The following is a 26,775-nucleotide window of genomic DNA, read 5'->3' on the forward strand; positions in this document are numbered from 1 at the left end:
GCAATCTCTCCTCTCAGTACACGATCCGGGACCGCGCGCTGGTGCGGCTGTCCCGGGACTTGCGCAGATCGCCTGTGACGTTGACCCGCTTGAGCCAGCGGTCGGTGCCGTCGAACCGGGCGGTGAAGGCCGCCCGGCCGTGCACCACCTGGTAGTTGTCCAGGAAGCAGACGTCGCCGGGGGCGAGGGCGACCCCGACCATCCGCCGGTCCAGCAGGGCGACGACCTTGGCCAGGGCCGCCGCCGCCTCCTCGTCGCCCGGCACCGCCCGCATGTAGTAGGAGTTGATCAGCAGGTACGGCTCGTCGGGGTCGCCGAACAACACCGGCACCGGGGTGGGTGCGGTGCGCAGCCGGGCGAGCCGGTCCCGGGAGCGTTCGAGCAGTGACCGGGGCGCCCGGTCCCGCAGGTCCGGGTCGTCCGGGTCGAGCACGTGCGACTCGTCGGGCCGGATGACGAACCGGGGCTCGCGCAGCACCCGTACCGGCAGTTCGTGCAGTGGCAGGTCCCGCACCCCGGCGTAGGTGGTCGGCACCGCGTCGGGATTGCGCAGGCACATCAGCCCGACGTAGTCCGGCCGGTAGGGGTGGAACCCGTCCTCGACGTGCCAGGTCAGCTCCGCCTCGCTGGAGGAGCCGAGCTGCGCGTGCTCGTTGCCGGCGATCGGCAGCACGTCCTGCACCACCCGGGCCCGCTGGGTGCTGGCCCACCCGAACGGCTCCCCGAGCAGGCTGGCGCACAGCAGCAGGAACAGTTCCTCGCGCCGGGTGCTGCGCACCTCGGGCAGGTCGCGCCAGTGCCGCGGGGTGGGGCCGAGGGCCGCCTGGTCGACCGGACGGCCGCGCACCAGGCACACGCCCGCCGGCTCGGCGAGCCGGAACTCCCGCAGCCCGGCGCGCAGGTCCCGGGGCAGCTCGGCGGCCCACACGGCGGCGGTGTCCAGCACCTCGTCGCGATCCACCGAGTCGTGGCGGCGGGTCACCTCGTCGAGTAGCGCGTCGACGGCGGTGACGTCCCGCGCCGACAGGCGCACCACGTACGGGGCGGTGGACGTGTCCGGTCCGGGCGCGGTCGTCGCGGCGGTCATCGGGCCCCCTCCACGGCCGGCCGGACGCGCCGGCCCACCGGCCGCGCCCACGGCGGCCGGTAGTCCATCCGGGCGGCGTAGTCGGCGAGCACGGTCAGGTGCTCCCACACCTTCTCGGCCGCGGTGGCGTAGCGGTCGAGCAACCCCTCGTTGGCCGGGTCGAGATGCGCCTTCTGCAACACGAACGTCTCCTCGATCGTTCGGGCCGCCACCGGCGTGGCGGCCGGGTCCAGCACCGGCACCGGGGGAAACGCGGGACGCCATCCACCGGCGGCGGCGAACAGGGGCTGCGCCGGCAGCGGCGCGACCTGATAGGGGCCCACCGGCACGCCCTCGGCCCGCAGGGCCCGCTGCAGCGCGGCCCGCAGTCGCGGCGCCGGCACGTCCAGACCGGCGGCGGCCGGGTCGATCCGGAACCGGAGCAGGTGCCAGGCGTGCGTGCGGCCGGCGGGCGCGCGGGGCGGCAGGAGTCCGGGCAGCGCGCCGAGCCGGTCGAGGAACCGGCGCACCGCCCGGTCGCGTCCGGCCGCCGTCGCCTCGAACCGCGCCAGTTGGGAGCGGGTGAAGGCCGCCTGCACGGCGCTGAGCTTCGCGTTGAACCCGGCGGTCGCCGACACGTAGGCGCGCTCGTCGGTGCCCAGGTCCTCACCGAACTGTCGCAGCAACAGCGCCCGCCGGCCCAGCTCCGGCCGGTCGGTGGTGATCAGGCCGCCCTCGCCGCAGGTGGGCAGGTTCTTGCTGGCGTTCAGGCTGAACACCCCCAGGTCACCCAGGCCGCCGACGGGGGCGCCCCGGTAGCGGGCGCCGTGCGCCTGGGCGGCGTCCTCGACCACGGCGAGCCCGTGCCCGCCGGCCACCGCCGCCAGTTCGGCCATGTCGGCGGGCAGGCCGTGCAGGTGGACCGGCATGATCGCCGCGGTGCGGGGGGTCACCGCGGCCCGCACCGCCGCCGGGTCGACCAGGTAGTGCTCCGGGTCGATGTCGGCGAAGACCGGCACCGCGCCGACGTGCGTCGGGGCGAGCGCGGACGCGACGAAACTCAACGCGGGGACGACGACCTCGTCGCCCGGCCCCACGCCCAGGGCCGCCAGCGCGAGCGCGAGCGCGGTGGTGCCGTTGCTGGTCGCCACCGCGTGCCCGACCTCGCAGTACGCCGCCCACTCCCGTTCCAGGCGGGCCACCTCGTTGTCGCCCCGGCCCACCGACGTCAACGCGCCGCTGCGCAGGACGGCCAGGACCGCGGTCTCGTCGGCGTCGGTCACCACCGGCCAGCGGGGCGCCGGCAGCCCGCGCGGGACCGCCGGTGCTCCGCCCAACATGGCCAGGTCACTGGGCGCGGTCGGCGACATCGGCGCACTCCTCCACGGCGATCGTCAGGTCGGACACGAGGGCTCGGGCGCGTCTGCGCAGCAGCGGCGCCTGCCGGGGTTCGCCCCGCGCCGCCGCGGCGGTGATCCGCAGCGCGGACCAGTGGTGGGCCACCCGGTCGACGTGCCGGGCGAGTTCCCGCCAGCGCGGCTCCTCCCGCGCCCGGCCGGCGCGGCGCAGGTGGGCGGCGTGCAGCGCGGTGGACGCCAGGTGCGGACCGGCGACGGTGAAGAGTTCGTCCACCACCCCGGCGACCCCGGCCTCGTGCCGGTCGGCCGAGTCGGTCAGGAACGCCGACAGCCCGGCGATGCCGACCTGCTCACCGAACGGGTCGTCGGCGGCGAAGCCGGCCACGTTGCGCCGCAACGCCTCCGGGACGTCCCGGGCCGGGTCGTCGCGGACCGGGCCGTCGACGGCGACGTCGAACCAGCGACGGCCGACCGGGACGTCGGCGAAGAACATGTCCCGCCGGTGCGCGCCGACGTTCGTCGAGCCGCGGGCGGCGTCGAGGTGCTTGAGGTCCAGCCAGTCGTGGAACACCGGCGGCACGGCGTCGAGGACGAGCGCCTGGTTGGTCCGGTCGTCGAAGCCGTGCACCACCACCAGGTGGTTGGAGTGCACGTCGTGGTAGGCGGGCCGGAACGGCAGGTGGAAGTTGTCCACCGCCACCACCGCCGCGCCGCCGTCGCGGATCTGCTCGCGGACCTGCTCCCACGCCTGCTGCTCGTCACCGGGCTCGTGCCAGGTGGAGCGGACCGGATGGTAGGGCAGCAGGGCGCCGACCAGCGATCGGCAGCGCGGCAGCGGAAGGTAGTACTCCTCCCGCCGGGCGTCGCCCGGCCGGTAGCGGAAGCCCCAGTGGGCGCCGAGCGCCGGCAGCGGTGCGACGCCCCGGGCCCGCAGCACCGCGGCCACGGACGAGTGCAGGCAGTTTCCCAGCTCGAACCACCAGGGTTCGTACCCGTCCAGCGTTACGCGCATGACGCCTCCGGTGACTCGGGCGGACGTTCGCAGGTGACGGCGAACACGTGCAGGGCCGGGTTCTCCGGCAGGCGCAGGCCCACCAGCGGCGTCCGCCGGGGCACCGCTACCCGCTGGGCCCACAGCGTCGGGCGCATGTTCGCCTGCACGTGCCGCGGGTAGTGCAGCCGCGAGCCGCGCAGGGCCGGGGCCTCACCGAAGTGCGCCTGCCCGCCTGGCCACAGGTCGGACACCCGCAGCCACTCCGGGTCGACCGCGCCGTCGGCGAAGTGCAGCATCACCGGGTCCTCGGTGCGCCGCTCCGCGGTGGCGAGCAGGTGCAGCCAGTCGTAGCGGCCGATCGGCACCTCCAGGTACTGCCCGCGGCAGCGCAGGTGGTCCGGGCCGCCGGCTTCCGCGGTGCGGAACGGGACGCCGTCGACCAGCCAGCGGGGATGCCCGGCGGGCAGGTCCCCGGCGGCGAAGGTGTTGCCCCAGATGTTGAGCGCCCCGGCGTCGGTCGCGTCGGGTCGGGTGAAACCGGTGGAGTCGAGGTGGTCGGTGAGGTCGAGCACGCGATGCCGTCCGGTGCCGGCGGCCACGGTCATCCGGTCGTCTCCTTCCTGATCCTGCGCCACAGTGCGAGCGCGTCGGGATGCAGCTCCCGGGGCACCAGATGGGCCCGGACGGTGGCCGGCGCGGCGGGCCAGAGCGCCACCGCGGCGGCCCGGACGGGAGCGGTCAGCAGTGGGGCCGGGTCCACCGGCCAGACGTCCACCCCGAGCCAGACGGCGCCGCCCGTCACCGTCCGGGCGAGCCGCCGGTGCGCCGCCGTCCGCGTCGCCACCGATCCCCGTCCGGTGCAGACCGCCAGCGTCGGGAAGCCCGCCGGGCCGGCGAACCAGGAGACCGGCCAGCCGATTGCCGGCTCCCGGGCCGGCCGGGCGACCGCCGGGGTGCGCGGGTGCCGTAGCTCACGGCGCAGGGTGACCTCACTCAGCGGCTTGTCCGGGCTGGGCCAGTGCGCGACCGGCAGGTAGCCCAGCGGGGGATAGACCGGGGCCAGGCCCCGCTCGACCACCGCGTGCACCTCGGTGCGGTGGACCCCCTCGGCGGCCAGCGCGTCCTCCAACAGGGCGACCGCCCGGGCGGCGACCGCCCGGCCACGCCAGGCCGGCAGGACGCTGATCCGCTCGACGAGGTGCGTCGGCGACGGTGCGTGGGGGACGGGTCTGCTGCGCAACGCGCCGACCGGCCGCCCGTCGAGGCAGGCCAGCCACAGCCGGCAACCGGCGTCGACCTGCGCCGCCACCGACGCGGCGGTGTCCCGCGCGCCGTCGGGGACCGGCAGCCCGTCGACCGGGTCGGAGCCGGCGTACGCGGCCCGGGTCAGCTCCGCGACCTGCGCCACGCACGCCTCGGTGCCCGGGACGGGGGTGAGGGTGACGGTCATCGGCTGCCGCCGGTGTCGAGCAGGCCCGGCAGCGCGTCCAGCGCAGTGCCGAGCACCTGGATCCCGCGCAGGTACTCGCGCTCGGAGACCTGCTCGTTCCGGGCGTGGTCGAGGGAGCTGTCGCCGGGCCCGTACGCCACCATCGGCACCGGCCAGGTCCCGGCCACCACGTTCATGTCCGAGGTGCCGGTCTTCACCTTGAACGTCGGGGTGCCGCCGTGTTTCCGGACGGCCCGCGCGAACGCCCGCGCCGGCGGGGTGGACCGCCGACCCACCACGGCGGGCACGCTGCTGGTGGCGCGGACCTTGCCGGGGTGGGCCCGCTCGGCCAGCCACGCGAGCAGGGCGTCCGGGTCGGTCCCCGGGGCGGTGCGCAGGTCCACCCGCAGCCGGGCGTGGGTGGTGGTGCCGTCGGCCCGCAGCAGCGTCGCGGTGGTGTGGTGGAACAGGCCCTCGCCGGAGTCGACGGTGGGGAACCTCTCCGCCACCGCCTGCCAGAACTCGCCCGCCAGGTGCGCCGCCTTGGCCCCGGGGTGGGCCGCGTGCGCCGACGGGCAGGTCACCTCGTACTCGACCACCAACTGTCCCTTGTAGCCCAGGGTGATGCCGGACCAGCCGCTGGGCTCACCGATGACGACCACCTGCGGCGCCGCGAGCGTGCGGGTCAGGTGCCACGCGCCGGGCGACTCCTCGGTCTCCTCGCCGACCGCGCCGACCACCAGCAGCGTGCCCGGGAACGCGCGCCGGGCGGCGGCCGCGCAGAGCATCGCGGCCAGCGGCGACTTGGCGTCCACCGCCCCCCGGCCGTGCAGCACGCCGTGCTGGCGTCGTACCGGCACCGGGCCGGCGATCTCGTCGCGGACCGTGTCCAGGTGCCCGAGCAGCAGGACGGTGGGACCCTCGCCGGTGCCGGTGCGCAGGACCAGGTTGCCCACGTCGTCCACCCGCGCGGGCAGGCCGGCGGCGTGCAACTGGTCGCGCAGGAACCAGGCCAGGGTGCTCTCCGCGCCGGAGGGGGACGCGATGGCGAGCATGCCGTGCAGCAGGCCGACCGGATCGATGGCGGGGATCACGCGGGCACCTCCGGGTGGGCGAGGCGGATCCGGGTGCCGGCGCCGTCGAGCGCCCGCCGCACCGGGCGGTCGACGCCGCCGTCGGCAACCAGCACGGTGTCGACCCCGCCGCGCAGCGCCTCACGCGCCGCGATCAGCTTCAGGCCCATGCCGCCCGCCAGGCGTACGCCGGGCAGGGTGACCGCGCCCTCGCCCCGCGGCAGCCGGACCTCGGGCAGCGGTTCGGTGGCCTCCGGGCGGGCGAGCACGCCGGCGGCGCCGGTCAGCAGCACGAGCGCGGTGGCGCGCAGGGCGGTCGCGAGGGCGCCGGCCACCCGGTCGGCGTTGACGTTCACCGGCGCGCCGTCCGCGCCGAGCGCCGGGGGTGAGACCACCGGCAGGTAGCCGCCGGCGAGCAGGCGGTGCAGCAGGTCGGCGCGGACCTCGGTGATCCGCCCGCCGCGCCCGCCACGCAGCAGCATCCGGCGGCCGGCGACGACCGCGACCTGGTCGCGTTTGAGCGCGGCGCGCAGCAGCCCGCCGTCGAGTCCGGTCAGGCCGACCGCGGGCACACCGTGCCGGTCGAGTTCGGTCACCAGCGTCGGCTTGACCCGCCCGACCATGGCCATGGTGAGTACGTCCAGAGTGGCGGCGTCGGTGTGCCGGAACCGCACCCCGGACGCCGAGGTGTGGAAGCGCTGCGGGACGCCGAGTCGCGCCGCCAGCGCCTCGGTCGCGGCGGATCCGCCGTGCACGAGCACCACCCGGTGGGTGGCGGTGAGGACCGCGACGTCGGCGCAGACGCCGGCCGGATCCACCCCGGCGTTGCCCCCGGACTTGACGACGACGAGCGGACGCCGGGCGGTCATACCGGGAACAGGCCGGGGAAGTTCAACCCGGTCGTCTCGGGCCAACCGTGCCGGACGTTGACCGCCTGCACCGCGGCGCCGGCGCCGCCCTTGACCAGGTTGTCCAACGCCGCCACGACGGTCGCCCGGCCGCCGTCGGGGCGCAGCGCGAAACCGACGTCGCAGCGGTTGGTGCCGGTGAGGATCTTCGGCTCCGGGAGGCGGACCGCGCCGGTGCGCTGGGCGACCACCCGGACGAACGGGCTGTCCCGGTAGAAGTCCCGGTAGACCGCGCGCACGGCCCGCTCGTCGGGCCGGCCGGCCAGCGGCACCCGGCACACCACCTGCACGCCGCGCACCGCCTCGACACCGGTGGCGGTCATCTCCACCGGTGCGCCCACCACCTGGGCGATCTCCGCCTCGTGCCGGTGCCCGGCCGGCGCGAAGACCCGCATGGCGCCGCTGCGCACCGGATGCTGGCCGGCGTCCGACGCGCCCGCCCCGGAGCCGGACGAGCCGGTACGCGCGTCGACGAGCACCGTGCCGTCGATCAGCCCCGCCTCGGCCAGCGGGGCGAGCCCCAGGACCGCCGCGGTCGCCATGCAGCCGGGCACGCTCATGCGGTCGGCGGTGCGCAGCCGGTCCCGGTACAGCTCCGGCACCGCCGGGGTGAACGTGTCCAGCAGCTCCGGCGCGCCGTGCGCCACCCCGTAGTGGTCCCGGTAGCGGTTCCCGTCGCGCAGCCGGAAGTCCCCGCTGAGGTCGACCACCTGCTTGGCCCGGCCGAGCAGGTCGGGCAGCACCGCCATCGCGGTGCGGTGCGGGGCGGCGCAGAACAGCACGTCGCAGTCGTCGATCTCGTCGTGCGCGACGAAGGTCAGGTCGGTCAGCCCGCGCAGGTTCGGATTGGTGCGGGTGACCGGCCGGCCGGCGAACCGGCTGGAGGTCACCTGGGCGAGTTCGAGGTGGGGGTGGCCGAGGATCAGGCGCAGGAGTTCACCGCCGATGAAGCCGCCCGCCCCGAGCACCGTCGCCCGCATCACTCGACCAGCCCCAGCACGTGCGCGACGATCGCGTCGGCGAGGTCGACGTCGGTCACCGACTGCAGGGCCCGGAACTCGGTGCCGTGGTTGACCTCCAGCGCCATGAGACGACCGTCGTTGTCCTCCACGACGTCCACGCCGAGCACCCCGCTGCCGACCGCGCGGGCGGCGTCGGTGGCGAGCTTGGCGAGATCCGAGGTGAGCCGGCACGGCGCGGGTTCGGCGCCGAGCGCGGCGTTGGTGCGCCAGTGCTCCGACCGGCGGTACATGGCGGCCACCGGCTGGTCCCCGACGATCAGGACCCGGATGTCGCGGCCGGGCTTGTCGACCCAGTCCTGCACACAGGTCACCCGGTGCTGCGGTCCGGGCAGTTGGCTGCGGTGCTCCAGGAGGTCCGTCGCGGTCTCCTGGTCGGGCACCCGGGCCACGAGCCGGCCCCACGAGCCGACCACCGGTTTGATCACGGCCGGGTAGCCGATCTCATCGCACGCCTGCACGGCGGCGGGCTGGGAGAGGGTCACCAGGGTGCGGGGGGTGGCGACGCCGTGCCGTGCGAAGGCCAGCGCGGTGAGCGCCTTGTCGCCGCACATCTCGATGACCGACGAGTTGTTCACGGTGACGGTGCCGGTCGCCTCCAGGGCGCGGGCGGTGTAGCGGGCCGAGGTCAGCGAGATCTCCCGGATCAGGGCGACGCCGTCGACGATAGGCGACCGGTTCGGTTCGATGATCAGCTCGCGGGGGTCCAGGACGTGGTGGCGCACGCCCCGGGCGCGCAGGGCCTCCAGCAGCGCCCGCTCCTCGGCCCGGATCCGCGAGGCGACCAGCGCGACGTCGACGTCACTCACCCCAGTCCTCCTCCACCTCGGGCGCCCGCGCCAGCAACGGCGGGTCGACGCCGACCACCTCCAGTTCGCTGTCGCACTCGCGGCAGACGAGAATCTCGCTGACCAGGGCTTCCCCCGGCACCGGCACGTCGGCCGCGCAGTCCGGGCAGGCGACTGTGGACATCTCTCCTCCAGGGTGGGTCGGGTCAGGGTGCGATCGACCGACGGGCGGTCGGCGTCGGGGCTTCCTCGCGTACGCGCACGCCGCGCAGTGCCGGCGTGGCGGCGCTCGCGACCGCGACGGTGAGCGCGAGCAGACCGCAGGCCACGAACGCGGTGGCCGCCGACAGGTCGAGCAGGAAGCCGGTGAGCAGGGCGGACAGGGGCGCCATGCCGTACCCGGTGAGCGCGTACCAGGACATGACCCGGCCGAGGTACTCCGGCGCGGCGGCAGACTGAAGGGCGGCCGCGGTGAGCACGGCGGCCAGGCCGCCGGTGACGCCGACGGCGGTGGCGAAGGCGAGCCCGGTGAGGGCGCTCGGGGCGACCCCGATGCCGATCACCCCGGCGCCGTTGAGCCCGCCGAGCAGCGCGAGGCGCACCCCCGGGCGGGGCGCGGCCGGCAGGACACCGGCGGCCATGCTGCCGATCAGGGTGCCGACACCGAACGCGGCGAACAGCCACCCCATCATCTGCGGGCTGTCGTAGACCTCCCGGGCCAGGCCCGGCACCCCCACGTTCAGCGGCCCGGTCAGCGCCAGGTTGAGCACCAGCAGCAGGACGACCAGCACCCGGATCTCCCCGGTGCGCCAGACGTAGCCGCTGCCGACCGCGACGGCCCGCAGCAGGCCGGTGCGAGCCGGTGGGACCTCCCGCGCCCGGCGGGGGCGCACCCGTAGCGCCAGCAGCGTCGCCGCCGCGAACAGCGCCGCGCACAGCAGCAGCGGCGGCAGGTTGCCCGCCCCGCCGATGAGCAAGCCGGCGGCGGCCGGACCGACGATGGTGCCGAGGCTGAGGACGGTGCGGTGGGCGCTGTTGGCGGCGGTGACCTCGTCGGCCTCCACGCTCAACGGCACCATCGTCGAGACGGCGGGCAGGAACAGCGCGTCGACCGCGCCGGACATCACCCGGACCAGCAGGATGTGCCACAGCTGCACCGTGCCCAGCGCCACCGGCACGGCGAGCAACGCGGTGGCGCAGGCGCGGACGCCGTAGGACGCCACCATCACCCCGCGCGGGTCGAACCGGTCGGTCAGGGCGCCGCCGAACAGGATCAGCACCAGCCGGGGGAGCCCGCCGACGAGCAGCGTGACGCCGAGGGCGAGACCCGAACCGGTCAGTTCCAGGGTGAGCCAGGACAGCACGGCCAGTTGCGCGGCCCCGGCGAGTACGGCGCTGACCTCGCCGAACCACAGCACCCGGAACTCGGGGCGCCGTAGCGGCCGGCGCAGTCGCCGCCATCCCTCCCAGGTCATCGGTCGTCCGCCCCGAAGAAGCGGTGCGGGAGCCGGTCGTGCGCGGCCAGCGCCGCGCCGGCGAGCCGGTCGAGGCCGCGCGGGGTGCCCAGCCGCAGCGCGTCCACGTGGGCGTGGCGGTGCAGGTCGGCGGCGTCCGCCCGGTCGGTGAGGCCGACCGAGCCGTGGACGTGCAGCGCGGTCGCGGTCGCGGTCCGGGCCACCCGCCCGGCGGTGGCGAGCGCCTGGGCGGCGATCCGCTGCACCTCGTGCCCGGGCAGGTCCCGGTGCACCGTCGAGGCGGCGTACCGGCTGAGCATCCGGGCGCCCTCGATGCGCGCGGCCGCCGCGGCGAGGGGGAAGGACACCGCCTGGAAGGCGGCCAGCGGGGCGCCGAACTGGCGCCGGCGGGCGGCGTGCCGCTCGGCGGTGACGACGGCCGTCTCGGCGATGCCGACGAGGTACGCGGCGAGCCGGACCCGGGCGGCGGCGAGCAGCCGCAACCAGGCGGACGGGGCGAGGGCACGTTGCCGGGCCGCCACGGCGGTCAGGCGCACCTCGGCGGCCGGGCCGCCGGGCACGGTGAGCCCGGCGGCGCCGGTGGGCACCGCCGCGATCCGCGCCGCGCCGTCCGGGCCGGGCGTGACCACGACCAGCAGGTCGGCCCGGTCGGCGTGGCGCACGTGGCGCAGCCGCCCCGTCAGGGTGGCGTCGCCGGTGACGGCGCCCGTGCGGGTGCCCGGTGCGGCGGCGAGCCGTTCGTCGACGGCCACCGCCGCTCCGGCGACGCCGGCCCGCGCCCGGGCCGCCGCCCGCTCGTCCCCGGCCGCGGACAGCAGGTCCACGGCGAACAGCACGTCCAGGTACGGCGAGCCCGGCAGGGCCGCACCGACCGCCTCCGCGCCGGGCGCGTCGACCGGGGTCGGGTCCGTCGGGTCGAGCAGGCCCGCGGCGGCGAGCAGCCGCCACCGCGCGCTCGCGGCATAGCGGGCGGAGGTGTCGGGTTCGCGGCCCGCCCGGGCCAGCACCGCCGTGCGGGCGCGGACCCGCCGGCGCTCCCGCTCGGTGTCGGCCAGGTCCATCACGCCACCGTGCCCGTGCCGCGCGACGCCGCGACGATCTGCAACATCATCTCCGAGGTGCCGGCGGAGATGCTCACCCCGGGCGCCTCCCGGCGGATCCACTCGGCGAAGCCGCCGTCGGTGGCGCCTGCCGAGCGGGGCACGGCCACGTCCGCGCCGGCGAGGTCGGCGGCCAGGTCGGCGATGCGTTCGGCCAGTTCGCCGGCGACGTACTTGGCCATGGCCGAGTAGGCCGGGTCGAGGGCGCCGTGGTGCAGGTCGCTCAGGCAGCGCCAGCTCATCAGCCGGGCCGCCTCCACCTCCGCGTCGAGGGCGGCGACGGTGTCGGCGACGGCGGGATCGGCCAGCGCGCCGGTGGCGCGGGCGTGCGCGAGCACCACGTCGAGCCAGTGGCGGATCTTGGCGGACTGCTCCAGGCCGGTGCGTTCGATGGCCAGCACGGAGGTCAGCAGCGCCCAGCCGCGCCCGACCTGCCCGACCACGTCGGCGGCGTCGACGTGCACGTCGCGCAGCCGCACCTCGGCGAACTGCTCGTCGGCGGTGGTCGCGATGGTGTCGACCGCCACGCCCGGGGCGGACATCGACACCAGGAACAGCGTGATGCCGTCGGCGCCGGTCGGCTCCGTGCCGGACGTGGGCACGCGGGCCGAGCACAGGGCCACGTCGCAGCGGTCGGTCCAGAGGCTCCACAGCTTGGTGCCGGTCAGCCGGAAGCTGCCGTCGGGCTGCGGCACCGCAGTGGTGCGCAGGGCGGCCAGGTCGGAGCCCGCCTCCGGCTCGCTGTGCAGGGTGCAGGCGAAGGACCGGCCGGACGCCATCGCCGGCAGGTAGCGCTCGCGCTGCTCCGGCGTGCCGGCGAGCAGCAGGAAGTAGCCGACGAAGTCCACGGTGACCACGTGCAGGGTGTCGTGCACGCCGTGCCAGTGCAGCTCCTCGGTGACCGCCGCCGCGTCGAGCACGCTCCGGTCGACGCCGCCGAGGTGCTCCGGCCAGTTGGCGGCGAGCCATCCCCGCTCGCCCAGGTCCTGGTACAGCTCCCAGGCCAGCGCGTCACCGCCGTCGGCGAACCGGCCGGTACTGCCGATGATCTTCGTCGACCGTTCCGAGCCCAGCAGCCGGCACACCTCGTCGCGGAAGTTCCGCTGGGCCGCGTCTATTCGGAATTCCATGGACTCCTCGCTCACCGAATGCTTCACCCACTGATTTGCGATGGGCTTGACAACATGGCGACGGGAATGACTATCTAGGTCCGTGGGAAGTGCTGTCAACCCCTCGCACCAGTCTGGAGACAATGTGGCTGAGGACGGCAGGAAAACAATTGACCCGCGTCCGCGGACGCCGGTCGCGCGAGCTGAACTGCGGGAACGCATGGACTCGCTACGGGCGGCAGCCGGGCACCCGAAAACCTCGACGGCAACGGTCGGTTCGGCAGATCCTGGCGAATTCTCGCCAATCCCGCCCCGGCCCGCCGGGGTGCTGCCGCTGTCGTTCGCCCAGGAGCGCATGTGGGTGATGGACCGGATGCGCCCGGGCACCGCGGCCTACACCATCCCGGTCGCCGTGCGGCTGCGCGGCCCGGTCGACGTGGCAGGGCTCGACCGGGCGCTGAGCCTGGTGATCTCCCGCCACGAGCCGCTGCGCACCCTTGTCGACTCCGACGCCGACGGTCCCCGGTCCCGGCTGACCACCGCCGTCGCCGGCCGGCTGTCCCGCCACGACACCGCCGACGCCGAGTCGGCCGCCGACCTGGCGGTCACCCTCGCGCACCGCCCGTTCGCGCTCGACCGGGAGATCCCCGTGCGGGCCCACCTGATCGGCTACGGCCCGGACGAGCACCTGTTCGTGCTGCTCGTGCAGCACATCGCGGCCGACGGCTGGTCCTGCGGCCTGCTCCTGGACGAACTCGCCACCGCCTACCGGGATCTGCTCGACGACCGGCCGTCCACGCTCGCGCCGCTGCCCTGCCGCTACGGCGACTACGCCGCCTGGCAGCGGGCACGCCTGCCGCAGGGCAGCGACGACCCGCACCTGAGCCACTGGCTGCGCGAGCTGGCCGGCGAGCTGCCGCGCGTCGAGTTCCCCACCGACCGGCCCCGGCCGCCCGTGCCGGGTGGCCGGGGCGCGGTGGTGCAGCACCCGGTGCCGGCGGCGACCGCGGCCCGGCTGCGGAGCCTGGCGGCCGGGGAGGGGGCGACCATGTTCATGGTCGTGCTCGCCGGCCTGCACGCGGTGCTGCACCGGCACACCGGGCACACCGACATTCTCACCGGCTCCCCGTCGGCCATTCGTAGCCGGGCCGAGTTGGAGCCACTGGTAGGTCTATTTCTGAATACCGTCGTCTATCGTTCCGATTGTTCGGGAAACCCGACCTATAAAGATTTGCTGCACTCCTTGCGGGGCAAGGCGCTGGCGGCGCAGGATCATCTCGACGTCCCTTTCGAACGGGTCGTCGAGAGTCTGCGACTGCCGCGTGACACGAGCCGAAATCCGGTTTTCTCCGTGAGCTTGACATTTCAGAACGCCCCCGCCGTCGCCCCCTCGTTCCCCGGTCTGGACGCCGTTGCCGTCGACCTGGACGTCCGGACATCGCGGTTCGACCTGAGCGTGCTCGCCGCCGACGACGAGAACGGTCTGCGACTCGCCTCGGACTACGACACGGACCTGTTCGACGAGGTGACGGTGCGCCGGGTCCTCGATCACCTCACCCGGCTGCTCGACCATGCCGCCGAGGCGCCCGACACCCGCCTGTCGGAGTTGCGGATGATCGGCCCCGCCGAACACGCGCTGCTCACCGCCGGCTCACCGTGGCCGCCCGGTGACCGCCCCGAGGTCGGACTCGCCGACCTGGTCGCCGAGACCACCGCCCGGCAACCCGACGCGGTGGCCCTGCGCTGGCGCGGCAGCTCGCACACCTACCGCGACCTCGGCGAGCGCGCCGACCGGGCGGCCCGCCGGCTCCGGACCCTCGGCGTCGCACCCGAGGACGTCGTCGCGATCGGGGTGCCCCGCGGCCCCGACCAGGTGGCGCTGGTGCTGGGCATCCTGCGCGCCGGCGCGGCGTACCTGCCGCTGGACCCGGCCTACCCGGCCGACCGGCTCGCGTTCATGGTCGCCGACTCCGGCACCCGGCTCGTGATCGGCGCGAGCGCCCCGGTGCCGCCGGGCGTACGTCTGCTGAGCCCGCAGGAGTTGCTCGCCCCGGCGGACACCGACGCCGGCGACCTGCCGGTCGTGCACCCCGACAACCCGGCCTACCTGCTCTACACCTCGGGGTCCACCGGCGCCCCCAAGGGGGTGCTGGTCTCGCACCGCAGCGCGACCGCGTTCGTCACGAGTTGCGCCCGGTGCTTCGCGTTCCGCCCCGACGACGTGCTGGTCCAGTTCTCCTCACTGAACTTCGACGTCTCCGTGTTCGACATCTTCACCACCCTCACCGCGGGCGCCACGCTGTGCCTCGCCGACCAGGGCACCCTGCTCGACCCGGGCGCGCTGACCGACCTCATGCGCGCCGAGCGGGTCACCGTCGCCGACCTGCCGCCGGCCGTGTTGTCGGTGATGGACGCCGACGCGCTGCCGGACCTGCGGCTGCTGTTCGTCGGCGGGGAGGCGTACCCGGGTTCCCTGGTGGAGCGGTGGCTCACCGGCGGCCGGCGCTTCGTCAACGGGTACGGCCCGACGGAGGCCACCTGCGCGAGCCTGATGCACGACTGCGCGGGTCCCCAGCCGGTGTCCCCGCCGATCGGGCGGCCGATGCCCGACCAGCGCGCCTACGTGCTCGACCCGCAGGGCGCGCTCACCCCCGTCGGCGGGGTCGGCGAGCTGTACCTCGGTGGTCTCGGCCTGGCCCGCGGCTACCTGCGCCGGCCCGGCCTCACCGCCGACCGGTTCGTGCCCGACCACGTCGGCGACCGGCCCGGGGCGCGGCTCTACCGCACCGGCGACCTGGTGCGGGTGCGGTCGGACGGCGAACTGGTGTTCGTGGGTCGGGTCGACGCCCAGATCCAACTGCGGGGCCTGCGGATCGAGCCGGGGGAGATCGAGGCGGCGCTGCGTCGCGACCCCCGGGTCCGCGCCGCGGTCGTCACCACCCGGGGCGAGGGGGACGCCCGCCGGCTCGTCGGCTACCTGGTGCCGGCCGGCGGCGGCACCGTCGACCTGGCGGAGGTCCGCGCTGGGCTCGCGCGGTTCCTGCCGCGGACCATGGTGCCCGCGCAGCTCGTGGCGCTCGACGCGCTGCCGCTGTCGCCGAGCGGCAAGGTCGACCACGCCGCGCTGCCCGCCCCACCGGAGCCCGGCGAGGAGCGCGGCGACCCGGCCGCGACGGGCCCGGCGGGAGAGATCTTCGCCGAGGTGCTGGGCCTCGGCTCGGTCGCCCCGACGGACGACTTCTTCGCCCTCGGCGGCAACTCCCTGCAGGCCACCCAGCTGATCTCGCGGCTGCGCAGCCGCCTCGGCATCGACATCCCGTTGCAGGCGCTGTTCGAGAACCCCACGCCGGCGGGCCTGGCCGAGATCGTCGCCCGGGCCGCCGCGCGACGGCAGGCCGCCGACGCGGTACGGCGGGAGGAGGCCGCCACCCGTGGCGAGGAGGGCGACCTGCTCGACCGGATCGCCGACCTGCCCGACGACGAGGTCGACGCCCTGCTGGCCCGGATGCTGGAGGAGAGGGGATGACCACGGTCCCGAACCCCACCCTGTCGGCCGAGCAGAAGCGGGCGCTACTGGTGCGCCTGCTGCGCGAACGCGCCGGCCGCGTCGTCCACCCGCCCGCCACCCCGACCCAACGGACGCTCTGGCTGGCCGACCAACTCGTGCCCGGGTCCCCGGTGTTCAACATCTACTTCGCCCTGCGGCTGGAGGGCCCGCTGGACCTGGCCGCGCTGCGCGCGGCGGTCACCGAGGTGGTCGGCCGCCACGACGCCCTGCGCACCACGTTCGCCATGCTCGGCGACGAGCTGGTGCAACAGGTCGCGCCGCCGGCCGAGGTTCCGGTGCCGTTGACCGACCTGTCCGGCGCGGGAGACGCCGAAGCGCGCGAGGCCGCCCTGGCCCGCGCGATGCGCGCCGAGAGCGACGTGCCCGCCGACCTGAACCACGGGCCGATCTTCCGGGCCGGCGTGCTGCGGCTGGCCGAGCAGGTGCACGTGTTCCAGGTGACCGTGCACCACACGGTGTTCGACGCGTGGTCCCGGGCGGTCTTCTTCCGGGAACTCGTCACCGCGTACGCGGCGCACCGGGCCGGCGTACCCTCCGGTCTTCCCCCGGACCCGCCGCAGTACGCGGCGGTCAGCGCGGCCGACGACGACGCGGAGCCGCGGGCCCGGCTGCACGACCAGATCGAGTACTGGCGGGCGCAGCTCGCCGGGCTCGCCGACCCCGACGTGCCCAGCTCGCGGCGCCGGTCCGCGGAGCCGTCCTGGCGCGGCTCCCGGTACGTGTTCGCGCTGCCACCGCGGCTGGCGGAGCGGATGACGGAGATCGCCCGCGCGCAGCGGTCCACCCCGTTCATCGCGTTCCTGACGGTCTACTTCGCGTTCCTGCACCGCTACACCGGCGCCACCGATCTCGCGGTGCTGACCCCGGTCGCCGGGCGCACCAGCACCGAGTCGGAGGACACGATCGGGCTGTTCGCGCACACCCTGGTCATCCGGGCCGACGTCGACGGCGGCCAGCGCTTCGTCGACCTGCTCGCCCAGGTCCGCGCCACCGCGCTGGCCGCCTACTCGCACCAGGACGTCCCCTACGAGCGGGTGGTGGAGGAGCTTCGGCCGCCCCGCTCGCCCGGCCGGCAACCGTTCACCCAGTTCATGTTCAGCATGCACAACACCCCGGAGCCGGACATCGACTTCGCCGGGCTGCGCGCCCGGTGGCTCGACATCGACGTGGGCACCACCAAGCTGGACCTGCAACTGTCCATCGGCACCGACGCCGACGACCGGCCGGCCGCCGTCTGGGCGTACCGGGACGAGCTGCTCGACACCGACGACGTGCTCCGGTTCACCCGGCACCTGCTGACGCTGCTCGACGCCGTGGTCGCCGATCCGACCACCCGCATCGGTGACCTGCCGCTGCTCGACCCGGCGGAGGCCGCCGCGACGCTCGCGCTGGGCCGGGGCCCGCACCTCGCCGTACCGGCGGAACCGGTGCCGGCCCGGATCGTGGCCCAGCACGCCGCGCGCCGCGACGAGCCGGCCGTGGTCGACGACCGGCACCGGCTCGACCACGCCGCGCTGGACCGGGCGGTCCGCCGGGTGGGCCACGCCCTGCGGCGGCGGGGCGTCGGTCGAGGTGATCTGGTCGCGGTGCGGATGCGCCGCGGGGCGCCGGTGGTGGCGGTGCTGCTGGCCGTCGGGCGCGTGGGCGCCGCGCCGATCCCGCTGGAGGCGGACCTGCCCGAGGAGCGGGTGCGGCTCATCCTCGCCGACGCCGGCGCCGCGCTGCTGGTCACCGATCCGGACAGCGCGCTGCCCGCCGTCGAGGCGCTGGTGCTGCCGGAGTCGGCGGTGCTGGGCGGCCCGGACCCGGGGCCGCTGCCGGTGGTCCCGCTCACCGACCACGACCGGGCCTACGTCATCTACACCTCCGGATCGACAGGCACGCCGAAGGGGGTGGCCGTCGGGCACGGCGCGCTGCGCCACCACGTCGCCGCCACCGCGGACCTGTGGGGTTTCGCCCCCGGCCACCGCTACGCCGCGGTGCAGCCGTTCTCCGTCGACTCCTCGGTCACCTTCCTCTACGGCGGGCTGGCGACCGGCGGCACGCTCCTGGTGCTGGACAAGGACACCGCGCTGGACGGCCCCGAACTCGCCGCCCGGTTCGCCGCCGCCCGGCCCGAGCAGTTCAAGCTCGCCCCCTCCCACCTGGCGGCGCTGACCGGCGGCGACCTGTCGGACGCCCCGGTGCCCGCCCGGGTGCTGATCCTCGGCGGCGAGGCGTTCTCGCCGCAGTGGGCGCGGGAACTGGCCGCGGCGCACCGGGACGTGGCCGTCTACAACAACTACGGCCCCACCGAGACGACGGTCGGGGTGCTCGTGCACCGCGTCGACCCGGCCGACCCGCTGGCGCACCGTTCGGTCGTGCCGCTGTCCACGGTGCTCGCGAACTGCGTCGTGCACGTGCTGGACGACGCGCTGCGACCGGTGCCGCCGCTGGCCCCCGGGCAGATCTACATCGGCGGCCCGCAGGTCTCGCTCGGCTACGTGCGGGCGCCGGCGGCGACCGCGGACCGCTTCCGGCCCGACCCGTACGGTCCGCCGGGCGCCCGCCTCTACCGCACCGGGGACCGGGCCCGCCGGATGCCCGACGGCAGCGTGGACTTCCTCGGCCGGGTCGACCACCAGGTGCGGATCCGGGGCAACCGGGTCGAGCTGCACGAGGTCGCGGCAGTGCTCGGCGACCACCCGGCGGTGCGCGAGGCGGTCGTGCACACCACCGGGGCGGGCGGTGACGCGACGCTCACCGGTTACGTGGTGCTCGCCGAGCCGGTCGGTCGCGCCGACCTGATCGCGCACACCGCCGCCCGGCTGCCCGCGCACATGGTGCCCGCCGCCGTCGTGGTGCTGGACGCGCTGCCGCGCACCGCCCAGGGCAAACTCGACCGGCGTCGCCTGCCCGCCCCGGCCGGCGACGACGTGACCGTGGCGGTGTTCGAGGAGCCGGCCGGGCAGACCGAACGCGTCCTCGCCGGCATCTGGCGCGACCTGCTGGGCCGGGACCGGGTCGGCCGCCGGGACGACTTCTTCGCCCTCGGTGGCCACTCCCTGCTCGCCACCCGCCTGGTCAACCGGATCAGCGACACCCTCGGGCTGCGGGTGTCGCTGCGGGACGTGTTCACCCACTCGACCCTCGCCGGGCTGGCCGGCATGGTCGACTCGGCCGCCGCCGGGCGGGCGCGTACCGCCACCCGGTCGATCATCACGTTCGGCCGGGCCGGGCCGGCGGACCTGGTGCTGCTGCCGGCCGTCGCGGGCACCGCCGGCTGCTACACCGATCTGGCTCGGGCACTGCGGGCCCGCGTGGACGCACGCCTGGCCGCGCTCGTCGCACCCGGGATCGACGACGGCGGCCCGCCGATGCGCGGCATCGGCCGGCTCGCCCGGCACTACCTGAACGTGCTGGGCGCCGCCGGGCACACCGGTCCGCTGCTGCTGGTCGGCTGGTCGATGGGGGGCCTGGTGGCGCACGAGATGGCCGCCGTCGCCCGGCCGGACGACCCGCGGGTACGCGGCGTCGTGCTGATCGACTCCGGCGTGCGCCCGGCCCGCTCGGCGGACCCGGCCCCCGGCGAGATCAGCGCCATGTTCGCCGGTGACGTGGTGGCCTCCCTCGGACTGGACGTGCCGACGCCCACCGTCGAGGAGTTCGCCCGGATCGATCCGGGGCAGCACGACGCCGCGCTGCACCGGTTCCTGCTCGACGCCGGTGCGCTGCCGGCCGGCTTCGAGCTGGCCGACCTGGCCCGCCGCCGCGCGGTGTTCGCCGACCACGTCACCGCCATCGTCACCTACACCCCGTCCCGGCACCGGCGGCCGACGCTGCTGGTGCAGGCGGACCGCTCCGGCGACAAGGCGCCCGGTTGGGCGCCGTACCTGCCGCCGCGCCACGAGCGGGTGGTGCTTCCCGGGACGCACTACTCGCTGCTGCGTCCGCCCACGGTCGACCGGCTGGCCGACCTGCTGCACGCCCGCGTCGTCGGGCGAGACGACCCCGAGGAGTGACCGTGCACGTGCAACCGGACACCGCGCAGCCGACCCTGCTGCCGGACCTGATCGCCGCCCGCCCCGAGACCGAGGAGGCGGTGCGCCCGGCCGACCCGGGCGACGCGCCGTGGCGGCACGGCGACCTGCGCGAGCGGGCCGCCGCCGTCGCCGCCGTCCTGCGGGCCGCGGGCGTCGGCCGGGGCGACGTGGTGGCGATCCTGCTGCCGCGCGTGCCGGACCTGGTCGCCGGTGCTCTCGCGGCCTGGTGGGTGGGCGCCTGCTATCTGCCGGTGGACCCGGCGTGCCCGCCCCAGCGGCTGCGCTTCATGCTCGACGACGCCGCCGTGGCCGCCGTACTCACCGACCCGGCGGCCGTCCCGCTCGCCGCGGACCTGCCCGACGGCGTCGCGGTGGTCGACCTCACCGGCGTGGGGGCCGCGTCGCCCCCGCCCGCCCGGCACCGCCCGCACGCCCGGGACCTGGCCTACGTCATCTACACCTCCGGCTCGACCGGCCGGCCCAAGGGGGTCGCCGTGGAGCACGGCAGCCTCGCCGGGCTGGCCGACGCCTACCTCGCCGTCACCAAGCTGGGCCCGGGCGAGCGGACCAGCCACCTCGCCGGGCCGGCCTTCGACGCCACCGTCTGGGAGATCTGGCCGGCGCTGGCCGCCGGCGCGGCCCTGCACCTGGCCCCGGAACCGGTACGCACCGACGCGCCGGCCCTGCTGGAGTGGTTCGCCGCCAGCGGCATCACGGTGGCGTTCGTCCCGACGCCGGTGTCGGAGCGGATCATGGCGTTGCCCGATCCGGCCGAGCTGGCGTTGCGGGTGCTGGTGACCGGCGGTGACCGGCTGCGGTCGCGACCGCTGCCGGGGCACCCGTACACCGTCTGGAACGCGTACGGGCCGACGGAGGCCACCGTCGCGGTGACCATGGGCGAGGTGACGCCGGCCGGGCCGCTTCCCCCGCCGGTGGGCCACCCGCTGGCCGAGGCGCGGCTGTCCCTCGTCGACGCCGACGGCGAGCCGGTCGGGCCCGGCGAGGTCGGTGAGCTGCTCATCGGCGGGGCGCCGGTGGCCCGCGGCTACCTCAACCGGCCGGCGCTCACCGCCGCGGCGTTCCTGCCCGACCCGGACCCGGGCGTCGTGGGCGGCCGGGTCTACCGCACCGGCGACCTGATGCGCCGCGACGCGCACGGCGAGCACGCCTTCGTCGGTCGGGCCGACCGGCAGGTGCAGATCCGGGGCAACCGGGTCGAACTCTCCGAGGTCGAGGTCGGGATGCTGCGCGCGCCCGGCGTCGCGAACGCGGTGGCGGCGGTGCGCACGGCGGCCTCCGGTGAGCAGGTGCTCATCGGCTACGTCGTGCCCGCCGCGGACGCCGACCGGGACGGGCTCACCGACCGGGTCGCCGACGTGGTCCGCGCCGAGCTGCCCGCCTACATGGTGCCGGCGAGCTGGCTGCTGGTGGACTCGGTGCCGTTGACCGCGAACGGCAAGGTCGACGTGGCGGCGCTGCCGCTGCCCGACGTCGGGGGCGCGGCCCCCGCCGACGCGCTGGAGGAGTTCATCGCCGGGGTGTGGGCGTCCGTGCTCGCAGTCGAGCCGTCACGGCACGACAACTTCTTCGACCTGGGCGGTCACTCGCTGGTCGCCGGTCAGGTCACCGGCCGGATCGGCAGCGCGTTCGACCTGGACATCCCCGGGCGCGCGATGTTCGACGCGCAGACCGTCGCCGACCTCGCCGAGCTGGTCCGCCAGCGCCACCCGGCACCCGACGAGCTCACCGAGATCGCCCGGATCCACCTCATGGTCGACGCGTTGTCGCCCGACGAGGTGGGGGAGCTGCTGAGCCGGCAGGACAGCGGCACCGACGCCACCAACTGACCATCCACCAAGCGAACCAGGAGGGATCATGGACGAGACCGTGTTCCGGGTCGTACGCAATCACGAGGAGCAGTACTCGATCTGGCCGGCGGACCGGGAGCTGCCGGCCGGGTGGACGCCCGACGGCACCGAGGGCACCCGGCAGGAGTGCCTGGACCACATCGACAGGGTGTGGACGGACATGCGGCCGCTGAGTCTGCGGCGGGCGATGGAGGCGGCGCGGTGAGCGCGCCGACGACTGTGGTCGCGCAGTCCGCGCGGGCGGCGGACCGGGCCACCCCGGAGGACTTCCTCCAGGTGATCGACCTGGGCCGGGACGGGCTGCACGCCGTGCTCGACGCCGCGGCGGACGTGAAGGCGCGGCCCGAGGCGTGGCGCGGCCGGCACACCGGCGGGACGGTGGTGTGCCTGTTCGACAAGCCGTCCACGCGCACCCGGGTCTCCACCGCGGTCGCCGCGCACCGGCTCGGGCTGCTGCCGGTGCTGGTCAGCCGGGAGGACAGCCAGCTGTCCCGGGGCGAGACGATCGAGGACACCGGCCGGGTGCTGTCCGCCTACGCCGACGCCATCGTCATCCGCACCCACGCGCACGAGACGCTGTCCCGGCTGGCCGGCGCCGCGAGCGTGCCGGTGGTCAACGCGCTCTCCGACGACCACCACCCGTGCCAGGCGCTCGCCGACGCGCTGACCCTGCGCGAACACTTCGGACGGTTGGCCGGGCTGCGCGTCGCCTACGTGGGCGACGCCCACGGCAACATCTGCCATTCTTTGATCGAGGTGGCGGTGATGGCCGGCATGCAACTGACGATCGCGGCGCCCGCCGCCTACCATCCGGACCCCGCCGTGCTGGCCGGCGCCCGGGTCACCGGCGGGGACGGCACTGTGACCGTGGTGGAGGACCCGGCGGAGGCGCTGCACGGCGCCCACGCCGTCTACCCGGAGATCTGGGTGCCGATGGACAAGGAGCACCTGCGCGCCGAGCGGGAGGCCGACCTGCGGCGCTACCGGGTGGGTGACGCCGAGATGGCGCTCGCCGGCCCGGACGCGGTGCTGCTGCACTGCCTGCCGGCCTACCGGGGCCGGGAGGTGTCGGCGCGGACCCTGGACGGGCCCCGCTCGGTGGTCTGGCAGCAGGCGGCCAACCGGCTCCCGACCGCGCAGGCGGTCCTGCACCTGCTGCTCGCCGGCGCCTACACCTGACCGGGCGCGATCCGGCCGCGCCCCCGGGCGCGGCCGGATCGTCGCCGGACGGTTCCGGCCCGGTCAGCCGCCGAGCGCGTCGCCGGGGCGGGCGGCGGGAAGCTCGGGCGCGTCGGCCCGGTCGCGGACCCGGTTGAGGTCGCGCAGCAGGCTCGCCGCCGTCGGCCGCCGGCCCCGCCGTGGCCGCACCAGCCCACCCAGGGGCAGCCGGCCGATCCGGTCCCAGGCGAGCCGGCCCCGGTCGTCGACGTAGGCCCGGGTGCCGCCGGCGTTGTCCGGGTGCAGGCAGTACGGGATGTCGAGGTAGCCGCGCCGGAAGGCGCGCAGCAGCGCCGTGCCGACGTCGTCGGCGAGATCCCGCACGGCGGCCACGATGGTCGCGGCCTCACCGTGGATCCGGCGCTCCTCGTCGACGTCGAGGACCGGGTCGCCCGGCCCGGCCGCCTCGTCGGCGGCGGCCTCCAGAGCCGCGACGTTCTCGGCGATCGTGGGTATCCGGAAGGCCTCCGCCTCGGTCTTGACGATCAGCCGTTCGGCGCGGGCGGCGGTGGCCAGCCGGGCCGCGTCGGCGAGCACCCGGCGGGCGCCGCGGCGGGTGGTGGGGAACACCCCCATGTAGGCGTACACCACCACGTGCTGGTCCTCGGTCGGCAGCAGGTCGTCCGCCAACCGCCGCAGCGCCCGGACCGCGGCGACGTCCTGGGCGTGGTCCACCTGCTGCGCGTAGCTCACCGACACGCTGTCGACGCCGTGCTGGCAGAAGAACAACGCCTCCAGCACGCTCATCGCCACCAGCAGCGACGGCGGGCACAGCTGCCCGAGCAGGCAGCCGCCGAACGTCTCCAGGTGCGGGCGCACCCCGTCGTCGCGCAGCCGGGCCAGCCGCGCGCAGGAGCGCCGCCACGCCTCGACCGACTCGGTCAGCGGCGTCCGCCCGTACGGCAGGCAGTAGGAGACCGGCCCGCCCTCGGTGGCGCTCAGCCCGGCGGCCACCAACCCGGCGACGATCGCCTCCGGTGTGGCGCATCCGTGCCGCACCTGCACCGGCATGCCCGCCACGTCGGCCAGGACCGCCCGGGTCACCGGCACCGGGTGGGTGAGCAGCGGGTAGCCGTTGAGTTCGGTGCCGTCGCCGACCGCCGCCGCCGCCGCGGCGAGGTCACCGACGCGGGTGTAGCTGTCCACCGTGATGGTGCCGACGGTGGCCGCCCGGGCGGCCCGTACCGCCCGCAGGCCGGCCCGCATCCGGGCCGGGTCGGTGAACCCCATGCGGGGCTGCACGACCGTCCGTCCGGTGCGGGCGACGGCCCGCACGTGGGGGCCGAAGTCCGGCGCCGGGGTGGCGGGCGGGTGCGCCGTCACGCTGCCAGCGGGGTTCGCGCCGGCCGGCTCGCGAGGATCGCGCGCAGCTCGTGCACCCCGGTGTCGTCGGTGCAGACCGCGTGTGCGCCGGCGTCGAGCAGTCGGCGCGCACGCTCGGGCGCCAGCTCGCCGGTGACGTCGAGCTTGCCGCCGATCACCACGGGCACGCCGGCCAGGCGCGGCTCGGCGCGCACGGCCCGGATCGAGTCGAGCCCGTCGCGGTGGCCGTGCCCGTTGACGCTGCTCAGCACGATCAGCGACGGCGCGGCGTCGAGGCAGGCCGACACCAGCAGGTCCGGCGGCACGCAGGGCCCCAGGTTGCGTACGGCGTGCCCGCACTCCTCGATGAGCAGGTGCAGGAACACCAGGTTCCAGGTGTGCGCGTCCGACGACACCCCGCTGACGACCACGGGTCCGGCGGCGCGTTCGGCCGGTGGGGGCGGGCTCGTCATGTGGTCCTCCTCGCGCCGACGAGCGGTTTGCCGGACGGCCCGGTCGGCGTGTCTCCACGGTAGGACGCGATCGACGACTGTGGACGTCTCGGCGCTGATCGCGAACAGTCGCCGGCATTGTCAGCATGTGACGCACGAAGCGGGAACGCGACGAATCCCGTGATAGGAAGGGGGGCATCGACGGGTGGAGGGCACCATGTCCAGGTCACACCTCGCACCACCCACCTGCCCCGACACGGCCGCCCTGGCGGCGGGGATCCGTGAGCAGGTGCTCCAGATGGCGCGCGGCCCCGAGGGCGCGCACGTCGGCGGCGCGCTGTCCAGCGCCGACATCCTCGCCTGCCTCTACGGCGGGATCCTGCGGGTCGACCCGCGCGCCCCGGCGGCCCCCGATCGCGACCGGTTCGTGCTCAGCAAGGGACACGCGGCGGTCGGCCTGTACGCGGTGCTGGCGCTGCGTGGTTTCTTCCCGGTGGCGGAGCTGGCCGGCTTCGGTCGCGACGGCAGCCGGCTCACCGGCCATCCGCCGTGGGAACTGCCCGGGGTGGATTTCGCCACCGGGTCGCTCGGGCACGGGCTCGCCGTCGGCCTGGGGTTCGCCCTGGCGGCGCAGCGGGCGGGCACCGACCAGCGGACGGTGGTGCTGCTCGGCGACGGCGAGCAGCAGGAGGGCTCCGTCTGGGAGGCGGCCGCGGCGGCCGGCCGGATGGCCACCCCCGGCCTGCTCGCGATCACCGACTGCAACGGCCTCCAGATCAACGGCACGGTGCCCGACGGCGACGCCGACCGGGTCGCCGCCCGGTGGGCGGCGTGCGGCTGGCGGACCGAGATCGTGGACGGTCACGACCACGCCGCGCTGCTCCCGGCGCTGCGCGGCCCGGACGCCGGGCCGCGGGCGGTGGTGGCGCGGACGGTCAAGGGCAAGGGGGTCCGGTTCATGCAGGGGCAGGCGCGCAGCCACCATGTCCGGCTCACCGAGGCGCTGCACTCGCGGGCCCTGCGGCAACTGACGGCCGACCGATGAGCGACGCACCGTCGCAGAAGGACGCGCACATCGCGGCGCTCGGCGCGGTGATGGCCGACCGCGACGACGTGTGGTGTCTGGACTCCGACGTGGGGGGCTACCGGACGACGCTGGGCGGCCGGTTCCCCGACCGCTACCGGGACTTCGGCATCGCCGAGGCGACGATGATCGGCGCGGCGGGCGGGCTGGCCGCCACCGGGCAGATGCCGTTCGCGCACTCCCTCGCCGGGTTCGCGGCGGTCCGCGCGTTCGAGCAGTTGAAGCTCGACGTGGTGGCGCCGGGCCTGCCGGTGCGGGTGGTCGCCACCCACAGCGGCCTGTCCGCCGGGCACTACGGCAGCAGCCACCACGTGTGCGAGGACGTGGCGGCGCTGCGCGCGCTGCCCGGGCTCACCGTGCTGACCCCCGCCGACGCGGTGTCCACCGGCCTGCTGGTCGCCGCGCTGGCCGACCATCCCGGGCCGGCGTACCTGCGGTTGGGACGCAAGGCCGTGCCGCCGGTGTATCCGCCGGACGCGGTCCTGCGCATCGGCGAGGCGGTGCGGCTGGCGCCCGGCGACGACGTCACGGTGCTGGCCTCCGGGCCGGTGCCGGTGCAGGTCGCCCTCGCCGCGCACCGGGCACTCGCCGCCGACGGGGTCGGCGCGGGCGTGCTGGACGTGCACACGGTGGCGCCCCTGGACACCGCGGCGGTCATCGACGCGGCGCGGCGCAGCCGGTTGCTGGTCACCGTCGAGGACCACTCCACCGTCGGTGGCCTCGGCTCCGCCGTCGCCGAGACGGTGGCCGAGCTGGCGCCGTGCCGGGTGGTGCGCGCGGGCGTGGCCAGCCCGCCGGCCGGTGGGGTGGGCGGCCACGAGGAACTCCTGTCCCGGGTGGGCGTCAGCGCGGCGTCGCTGGCCGCCACGATCCGGGGGACGCTCGCGCGCCACTGATCCGGGCGCCACCTCCGACGCCGCCGGCCTGACGCCGGCGGCGTCG

The 26,775-nt window shown here is 75.8% G+C and carries 22 protein-coding genes; 7 read left to right on the forward strand and 15 right to left on the reverse strand.

Features of this window, described 5'->3' with window-relative positions; all coding sequences use genetic code 11:
- Positions 1 to 13 precede the first annotated feature (13 nt).
- Genes gntD through AB0H28_RS04600 form a run of 13 tightly spaced genes read right to left on the reverse strand, consistent with a single transcriptional unit; the run spans position 14 to position 12,340 of the window.
- Entirely contained in the window at positions 14 to 1,087 is a 1,074-nt protein-coding gene (gene gntD, locus AB0H28_RS04540) for a guanitoxin biosynthesis L-enduracididine beta-hydroxylase GntD (RefSeq protein ID WP_358034149.1), read from the reverse strand.
- A complete protein-coding gene (locus AB0H28_RS04545) occupies positions 1,084 to 2,436 on the reverse strand; it encodes a DegT/DnrJ/EryC1/StrS family aminotransferase (protein WP_358034151.1) in 1,353 nt (450 codons plus the stop codon). The genes gntD and AB0H28_RS04545 overlap by 4 nt, the downstream gene beginning before the upstream one ends.
- Positions 2,414 to 3,436 (reverse strand): BtrH N-terminal domain-containing protein, encoded by a 1,023-nt coding sequence (locus AB0H28_RS04550; RefSeq protein WP_358034154.1) that lies wholly within the window; start codon positions 3,434 to 3,436, stop codon positions 2,414 to 2,416. Before AB0H28_RS04550 ends, AB0H28_RS04545 begins: the two co-directional genes overlap by 23 nt.
- The gene (locus tag AB0H28_RS04555; protein WP_358034157.1) at positions 3,427 to 4,023 is read right to left on the reverse strand and encodes a hypothetical protein; all 597 of its coding nucleotides are present in this window, start codon (positions 4,021 to 4,023) and stop codon (positions 3,427 to 3,429) included. The genes AB0H28_RS04550 and AB0H28_RS04555 overlap by 10 nt, the downstream gene beginning before the upstream one ends.
- Entirely contained in the window at positions 4,020 to 4,868 is an 849-nt protein-coding gene (locus AB0H28_RS04560) for a GNAT family N-acetyltransferase (protein ID WP_358034159.1), read from the reverse strand. The genes AB0H28_RS04555 and AB0H28_RS04560 overlap by 4 nt, the downstream gene beginning before the upstream one ends.
- Positions 4,865 to 5,941, reverse strand: coding sequence for a M20/M25/M40 family metallo-hydrolase (locus AB0H28_RS04565; RefSeq protein ID WP_358034162.1), 1,077 nt, complete (start codon positions 5,939 to 5,941; stop codon positions 4,865 to 4,867). The genes AB0H28_RS04560 and AB0H28_RS04565 overlap by 4 nt, the downstream gene beginning before the upstream one ends.
- Positions 5,938 to 6,789, reverse strand: a complete 852-nt coding sequence (locus AB0H28_RS04570) for a [LysW]-aminoadipate kinase (protein WP_358034166.1) — start codon at positions 6,787 to 6,789, stop codon at positions 5,938 to 5,940. The genes AB0H28_RS04565 and AB0H28_RS04570 overlap by 4 nt, the downstream gene beginning before the upstream one ends.
- Positions 6,786 to 7,808, reverse strand: a complete 1,023-nt coding sequence (gene argC / locus AB0H28_RS04575; RefSeq protein ID WP_358034168.1) for an N-acetyl-gamma-glutamyl-phosphate reductase — start codon at positions 7,806 to 7,808, stop codon at positions 6,786 to 6,788. Before argC ends, AB0H28_RS04570 begins: the two co-directional genes overlap by 4 nt.
- Positions 7,808 to 8,656 carry a lysine biosynthesis protein LysX gene (gene lysX / locus AB0H28_RS04580; protein ID WP_358034171.1) on the reverse strand — a complete coding sequence of 283 codons (849 nt, stop codon included), beginning with the start codon at positions 8,654 to 8,656 and terminating at the stop codon, positions 7,808 to 7,810. The genes argC and lysX overlap by 1 nt, the downstream gene beginning before the upstream one ends.
- Complete coding sequence (locus AB0H28_RS04585) at positions 8,649 to 8,819, reverse strand: lysine biosynthesis protein LysW (RefSeq protein WP_358034173.1); 171 nt, start codon at positions 8,817 to 8,819, stop codon at positions 8,649 to 8,651. Before AB0H28_RS04585 ends, lysX begins: the two co-directional genes overlap by 8 nt.
- Positions 8,820 to 8,841: 22 nt before the next feature.
- A complete protein-coding gene (locus tag AB0H28_RS04590) occupies positions 8,842 to 10,110 on the reverse strand; it encodes an MFS transporter (protein ID WP_358034176.1) in 1,269 nt (422 codons plus the stop codon).
- Positions 10,107 to 11,171, reverse strand: a complete 1,065-nt coding sequence (locus AB0H28_RS04595; RefSeq protein WP_358034179.1) for an acyl-CoA dehydrogenase family protein — start codon at positions 11,169 to 11,171, stop codon at positions 10,107 to 10,109. The genes AB0H28_RS04590 and AB0H28_RS04595 overlap by 4 nt, the downstream gene beginning before the upstream one ends.
- Positions 11,171 to 12,340, reverse strand: coding sequence for an acyl-CoA dehydrogenase family protein (locus AB0H28_RS04600; protein WP_358034182.1), 1,170 nt, complete (start codon positions 12,338 to 12,340; stop codon positions 11,171 to 11,173). The genes AB0H28_RS04595 and AB0H28_RS04600 overlap by 1 nt, the downstream gene beginning before the upstream one ends.
- 199 nt (positions 12,341 to 12,539) lie before the next feature.
- On the opposite strand from AB0H28_RS04600, the gene AB0H28_RS04605 reads away from it, so the two are divergent.
- From AB0H28_RS04605 to argF, 5 genes are read left to right on the forward strand one after another with little or no spacing between them, the layout of a single operon-like run.
- A complete protein-coding gene (locus tag AB0H28_RS04605; protein ID WP_358034185.1) occupies positions 12,540 to 15,845 on the forward strand; it encodes an amino acid adenylation domain-containing protein in 3,306 nt (1,101 codons plus the stop codon).
- Positions 15,842 to 19,888 (forward strand): amino acid adenylation domain-containing protein, encoded by a 4,047-nt coding sequence (locus AB0H28_RS04610; protein WP_358034187.1) that lies wholly within the window; start codon positions 15,842 to 15,844, stop codon positions 19,886 to 19,888. The genes AB0H28_RS04605 and AB0H28_RS04610 overlap by 4 nt, the downstream gene beginning before the upstream one ends.
- Positions 19,889 to 19,890: 2 nt before the next feature.
- Positions 19,891 to 21,756 (forward strand): non-ribosomal peptide synthetase, encoded by a 1,866-nt coding sequence (locus AB0H28_RS04615; protein WP_358034190.1) that lies wholly within the window; start codon positions 19,891 to 19,893, stop codon positions 21,754 to 21,756.
- 25 nt (positions 21,757 to 21,781) lie between these two features.
- Complete coding sequence (locus AB0H28_RS04620; protein WP_199199650.1) at positions 21,782 to 21,982, forward strand: MbtH family NRPS accessory protein; 201 nt, start codon at positions 21,782 to 21,784, stop codon at positions 21,980 to 21,982.
- On the forward strand, positions 21,979 to 22,956 hold the full coding sequence (gene argF, locus AB0H28_RS04625) for an ornithine carbamoyltransferase (protein WP_358034192.1): 978 nt from the start codon (positions 21,979 to 21,981) through the stop codon (positions 22,954 to 22,956). The genes AB0H28_RS04620 and argF overlap by 4 nt, the downstream gene beginning before the upstream one ends.
- A gap of 63 nt (positions 22,957 to 23,019) precedes the next feature.
- On the opposite strand, the gene AB0H28_RS04630 is transcribed toward argF, so the two are convergent.
- Together AB0H28_RS04630 and AB0H28_RS04635 are read right to left on the reverse strand one after the other, a co-directional pair.
- Entirely contained in the window at positions 23,020 to 24,318 is a 1,299-nt protein-coding gene (locus AB0H28_RS04630) for a methylaspartate mutase (protein ID WP_358034195.1), read from the reverse strand.
- Entirely contained in the window at positions 24,315 to 24,770 is a 456-nt protein-coding gene (locus AB0H28_RS04635) for a cobalamin-dependent protein (RefSeq protein ID WP_358034199.1), read from the reverse strand. The genes AB0H28_RS04630 and AB0H28_RS04635 overlap by 4 nt, the downstream gene beginning before the upstream one ends.
- A gap of 196 nt (positions 24,771 to 24,966) precedes the next feature.
- Between AB0H28_RS04635 and AB0H28_RS04640 the strand changes: the two genes are divergently transcribed.
- On the forward strand, positions 24,967 to 25,794 hold the full coding sequence (locus AB0H28_RS04640; RefSeq protein WP_358034201.1) for a transketolase: 828 nt from the start codon (positions 24,967 to 24,969) through the stop codon (positions 25,792 to 25,794).
- Complete coding sequence (locus AB0H28_RS04645) at positions 25,791 to 26,729, forward strand: transketolase C-terminal domain-containing protein (protein ID WP_358034204.1); 939 nt, start codon at positions 25,791 to 25,793, stop codon at positions 26,727 to 26,729. Before AB0H28_RS04640 ends, AB0H28_RS04645 begins: the two co-directional genes overlap by 4 nt.
- Positions 26,730 to 26,775: the final 46 nt, after the last annotated feature.

It is taken from the genome of Micromonospora sp. NPDC050980 (assembly GCF_040653835.1).
Taxonomy (GTDB): Bacteria; Actinomycetota; Actinomycetes; order Mycobacteriales; family Micromonosporaceae; genus Micromonospora.

Bases quoted from the DNA above. Each gene is read 5' to 3' on its own strand.
- AB0H28_RS04605 (WP_358034185.1), top strand. From the start codon at position 12,540: ATGGACTCGCTACGGGCGGCAGCCGGGCACCCGAAAACCTCGACGGCA.
- AB0H28_RS04635 (WP_358034199.1), bottom strand. From the start codon at position 24,770: ATGACGAGCCCGCCCCCACCGGCCGAACGCGCCGCCGGACCCGTGGTC.
- AB0H28_RS04640 (WP_358034201.1), top strand. From the start codon at position 24,967: ATGTCCAGGTCACACCTCGCACCACCCACCTGCCCCGACACGGCCGCC.
- AB0H28_RS04545 (WP_358034151.1), bottom strand. From the start codon at position 2,436: ATGTCGCCGACCGCGCCCAGTGACCTGGCCATGTTGGGCGGAGCACCG.
- gntD (WP_358034149.1), bottom strand. From the start codon at position 1,087: ATGACCGCCGCGACGACCGCGCCCGGACCGGACACGTCCACCGCCCCG.
- AB0H28_RS04610 (WP_358034187.1), top strand. From the start codon at position 15,842: ATGACCACGGTCCCGAACCCCACCCTGTCGGCCGAGCAGAAGCGGGCG.
- argC (WP_358034168.1), bottom strand. From the start codon at position 7,808: ATGCGGGCGACGGTGCTCGGGGCGGGCGGCTTCATCGGCGGTGAACTC.
- AB0H28_RS04600 (WP_358034182.1), bottom strand. From the start codon at position 12,340: ATGGAATTCCGAATAGACGCGGCCCAGCGGAACTTCCGCGACGAGGTG.
- AB0H28_RS04550 (WP_358034154.1), bottom strand. From the start codon at position 3,436: ATGCGCGTAACGCTGGACGGGTACGAACCCTGGTGGTTCGAGCTGGGA.
- AB0H28_RS04555 (WP_358034157.1), bottom strand. From the start codon at position 4,023: ATGACCGTGGCCGCCGGCACCGGACGGCATCGCGTGCTCGACCTCACC.
- AB0H28_RS04595 (WP_358034179.1), bottom strand. From the start codon at position 11,171: ATGGACCTGGCCGACACCGAGCGGGAGCGCCGGCGGGTCCGCGCCCGC.
- AB0H28_RS04585 (WP_358034173.1), bottom strand. From the start codon at position 8,819: ATGTCCACAGTCGCCTGCCCGGACTGCGCGGCCGACGTGCCGGTGCCG.
- AB0H28_RS04560 (WP_358034159.1), bottom strand. From the start codon at position 4,868: ATGACCGTCACCCTCACCCCCGTCCCGGGCACCGAGGCGTGCGTGGCG.
- AB0H28_RS04645 (WP_358034204.1), top strand. From the start codon at position 25,791: ATGAGCGACGCACCGTCGCAGAAGGACGCGCACATCGCGGCGCTCGGC.
- AB0H28_RS04570 (WP_358034166.1), bottom strand. From the start codon at position 6,789: ATGACCGCCCGGCGTCCGCTCGTCGTCGTCAAGTCCGGGGGCAACGCC.
- AB0H28_RS04590 (WP_358034176.1), bottom strand. From the start codon at position 10,110: ATGACCTGGGAGGGATGGCGGCGACTGCGCCGGCCGCTACGGCGCCCC.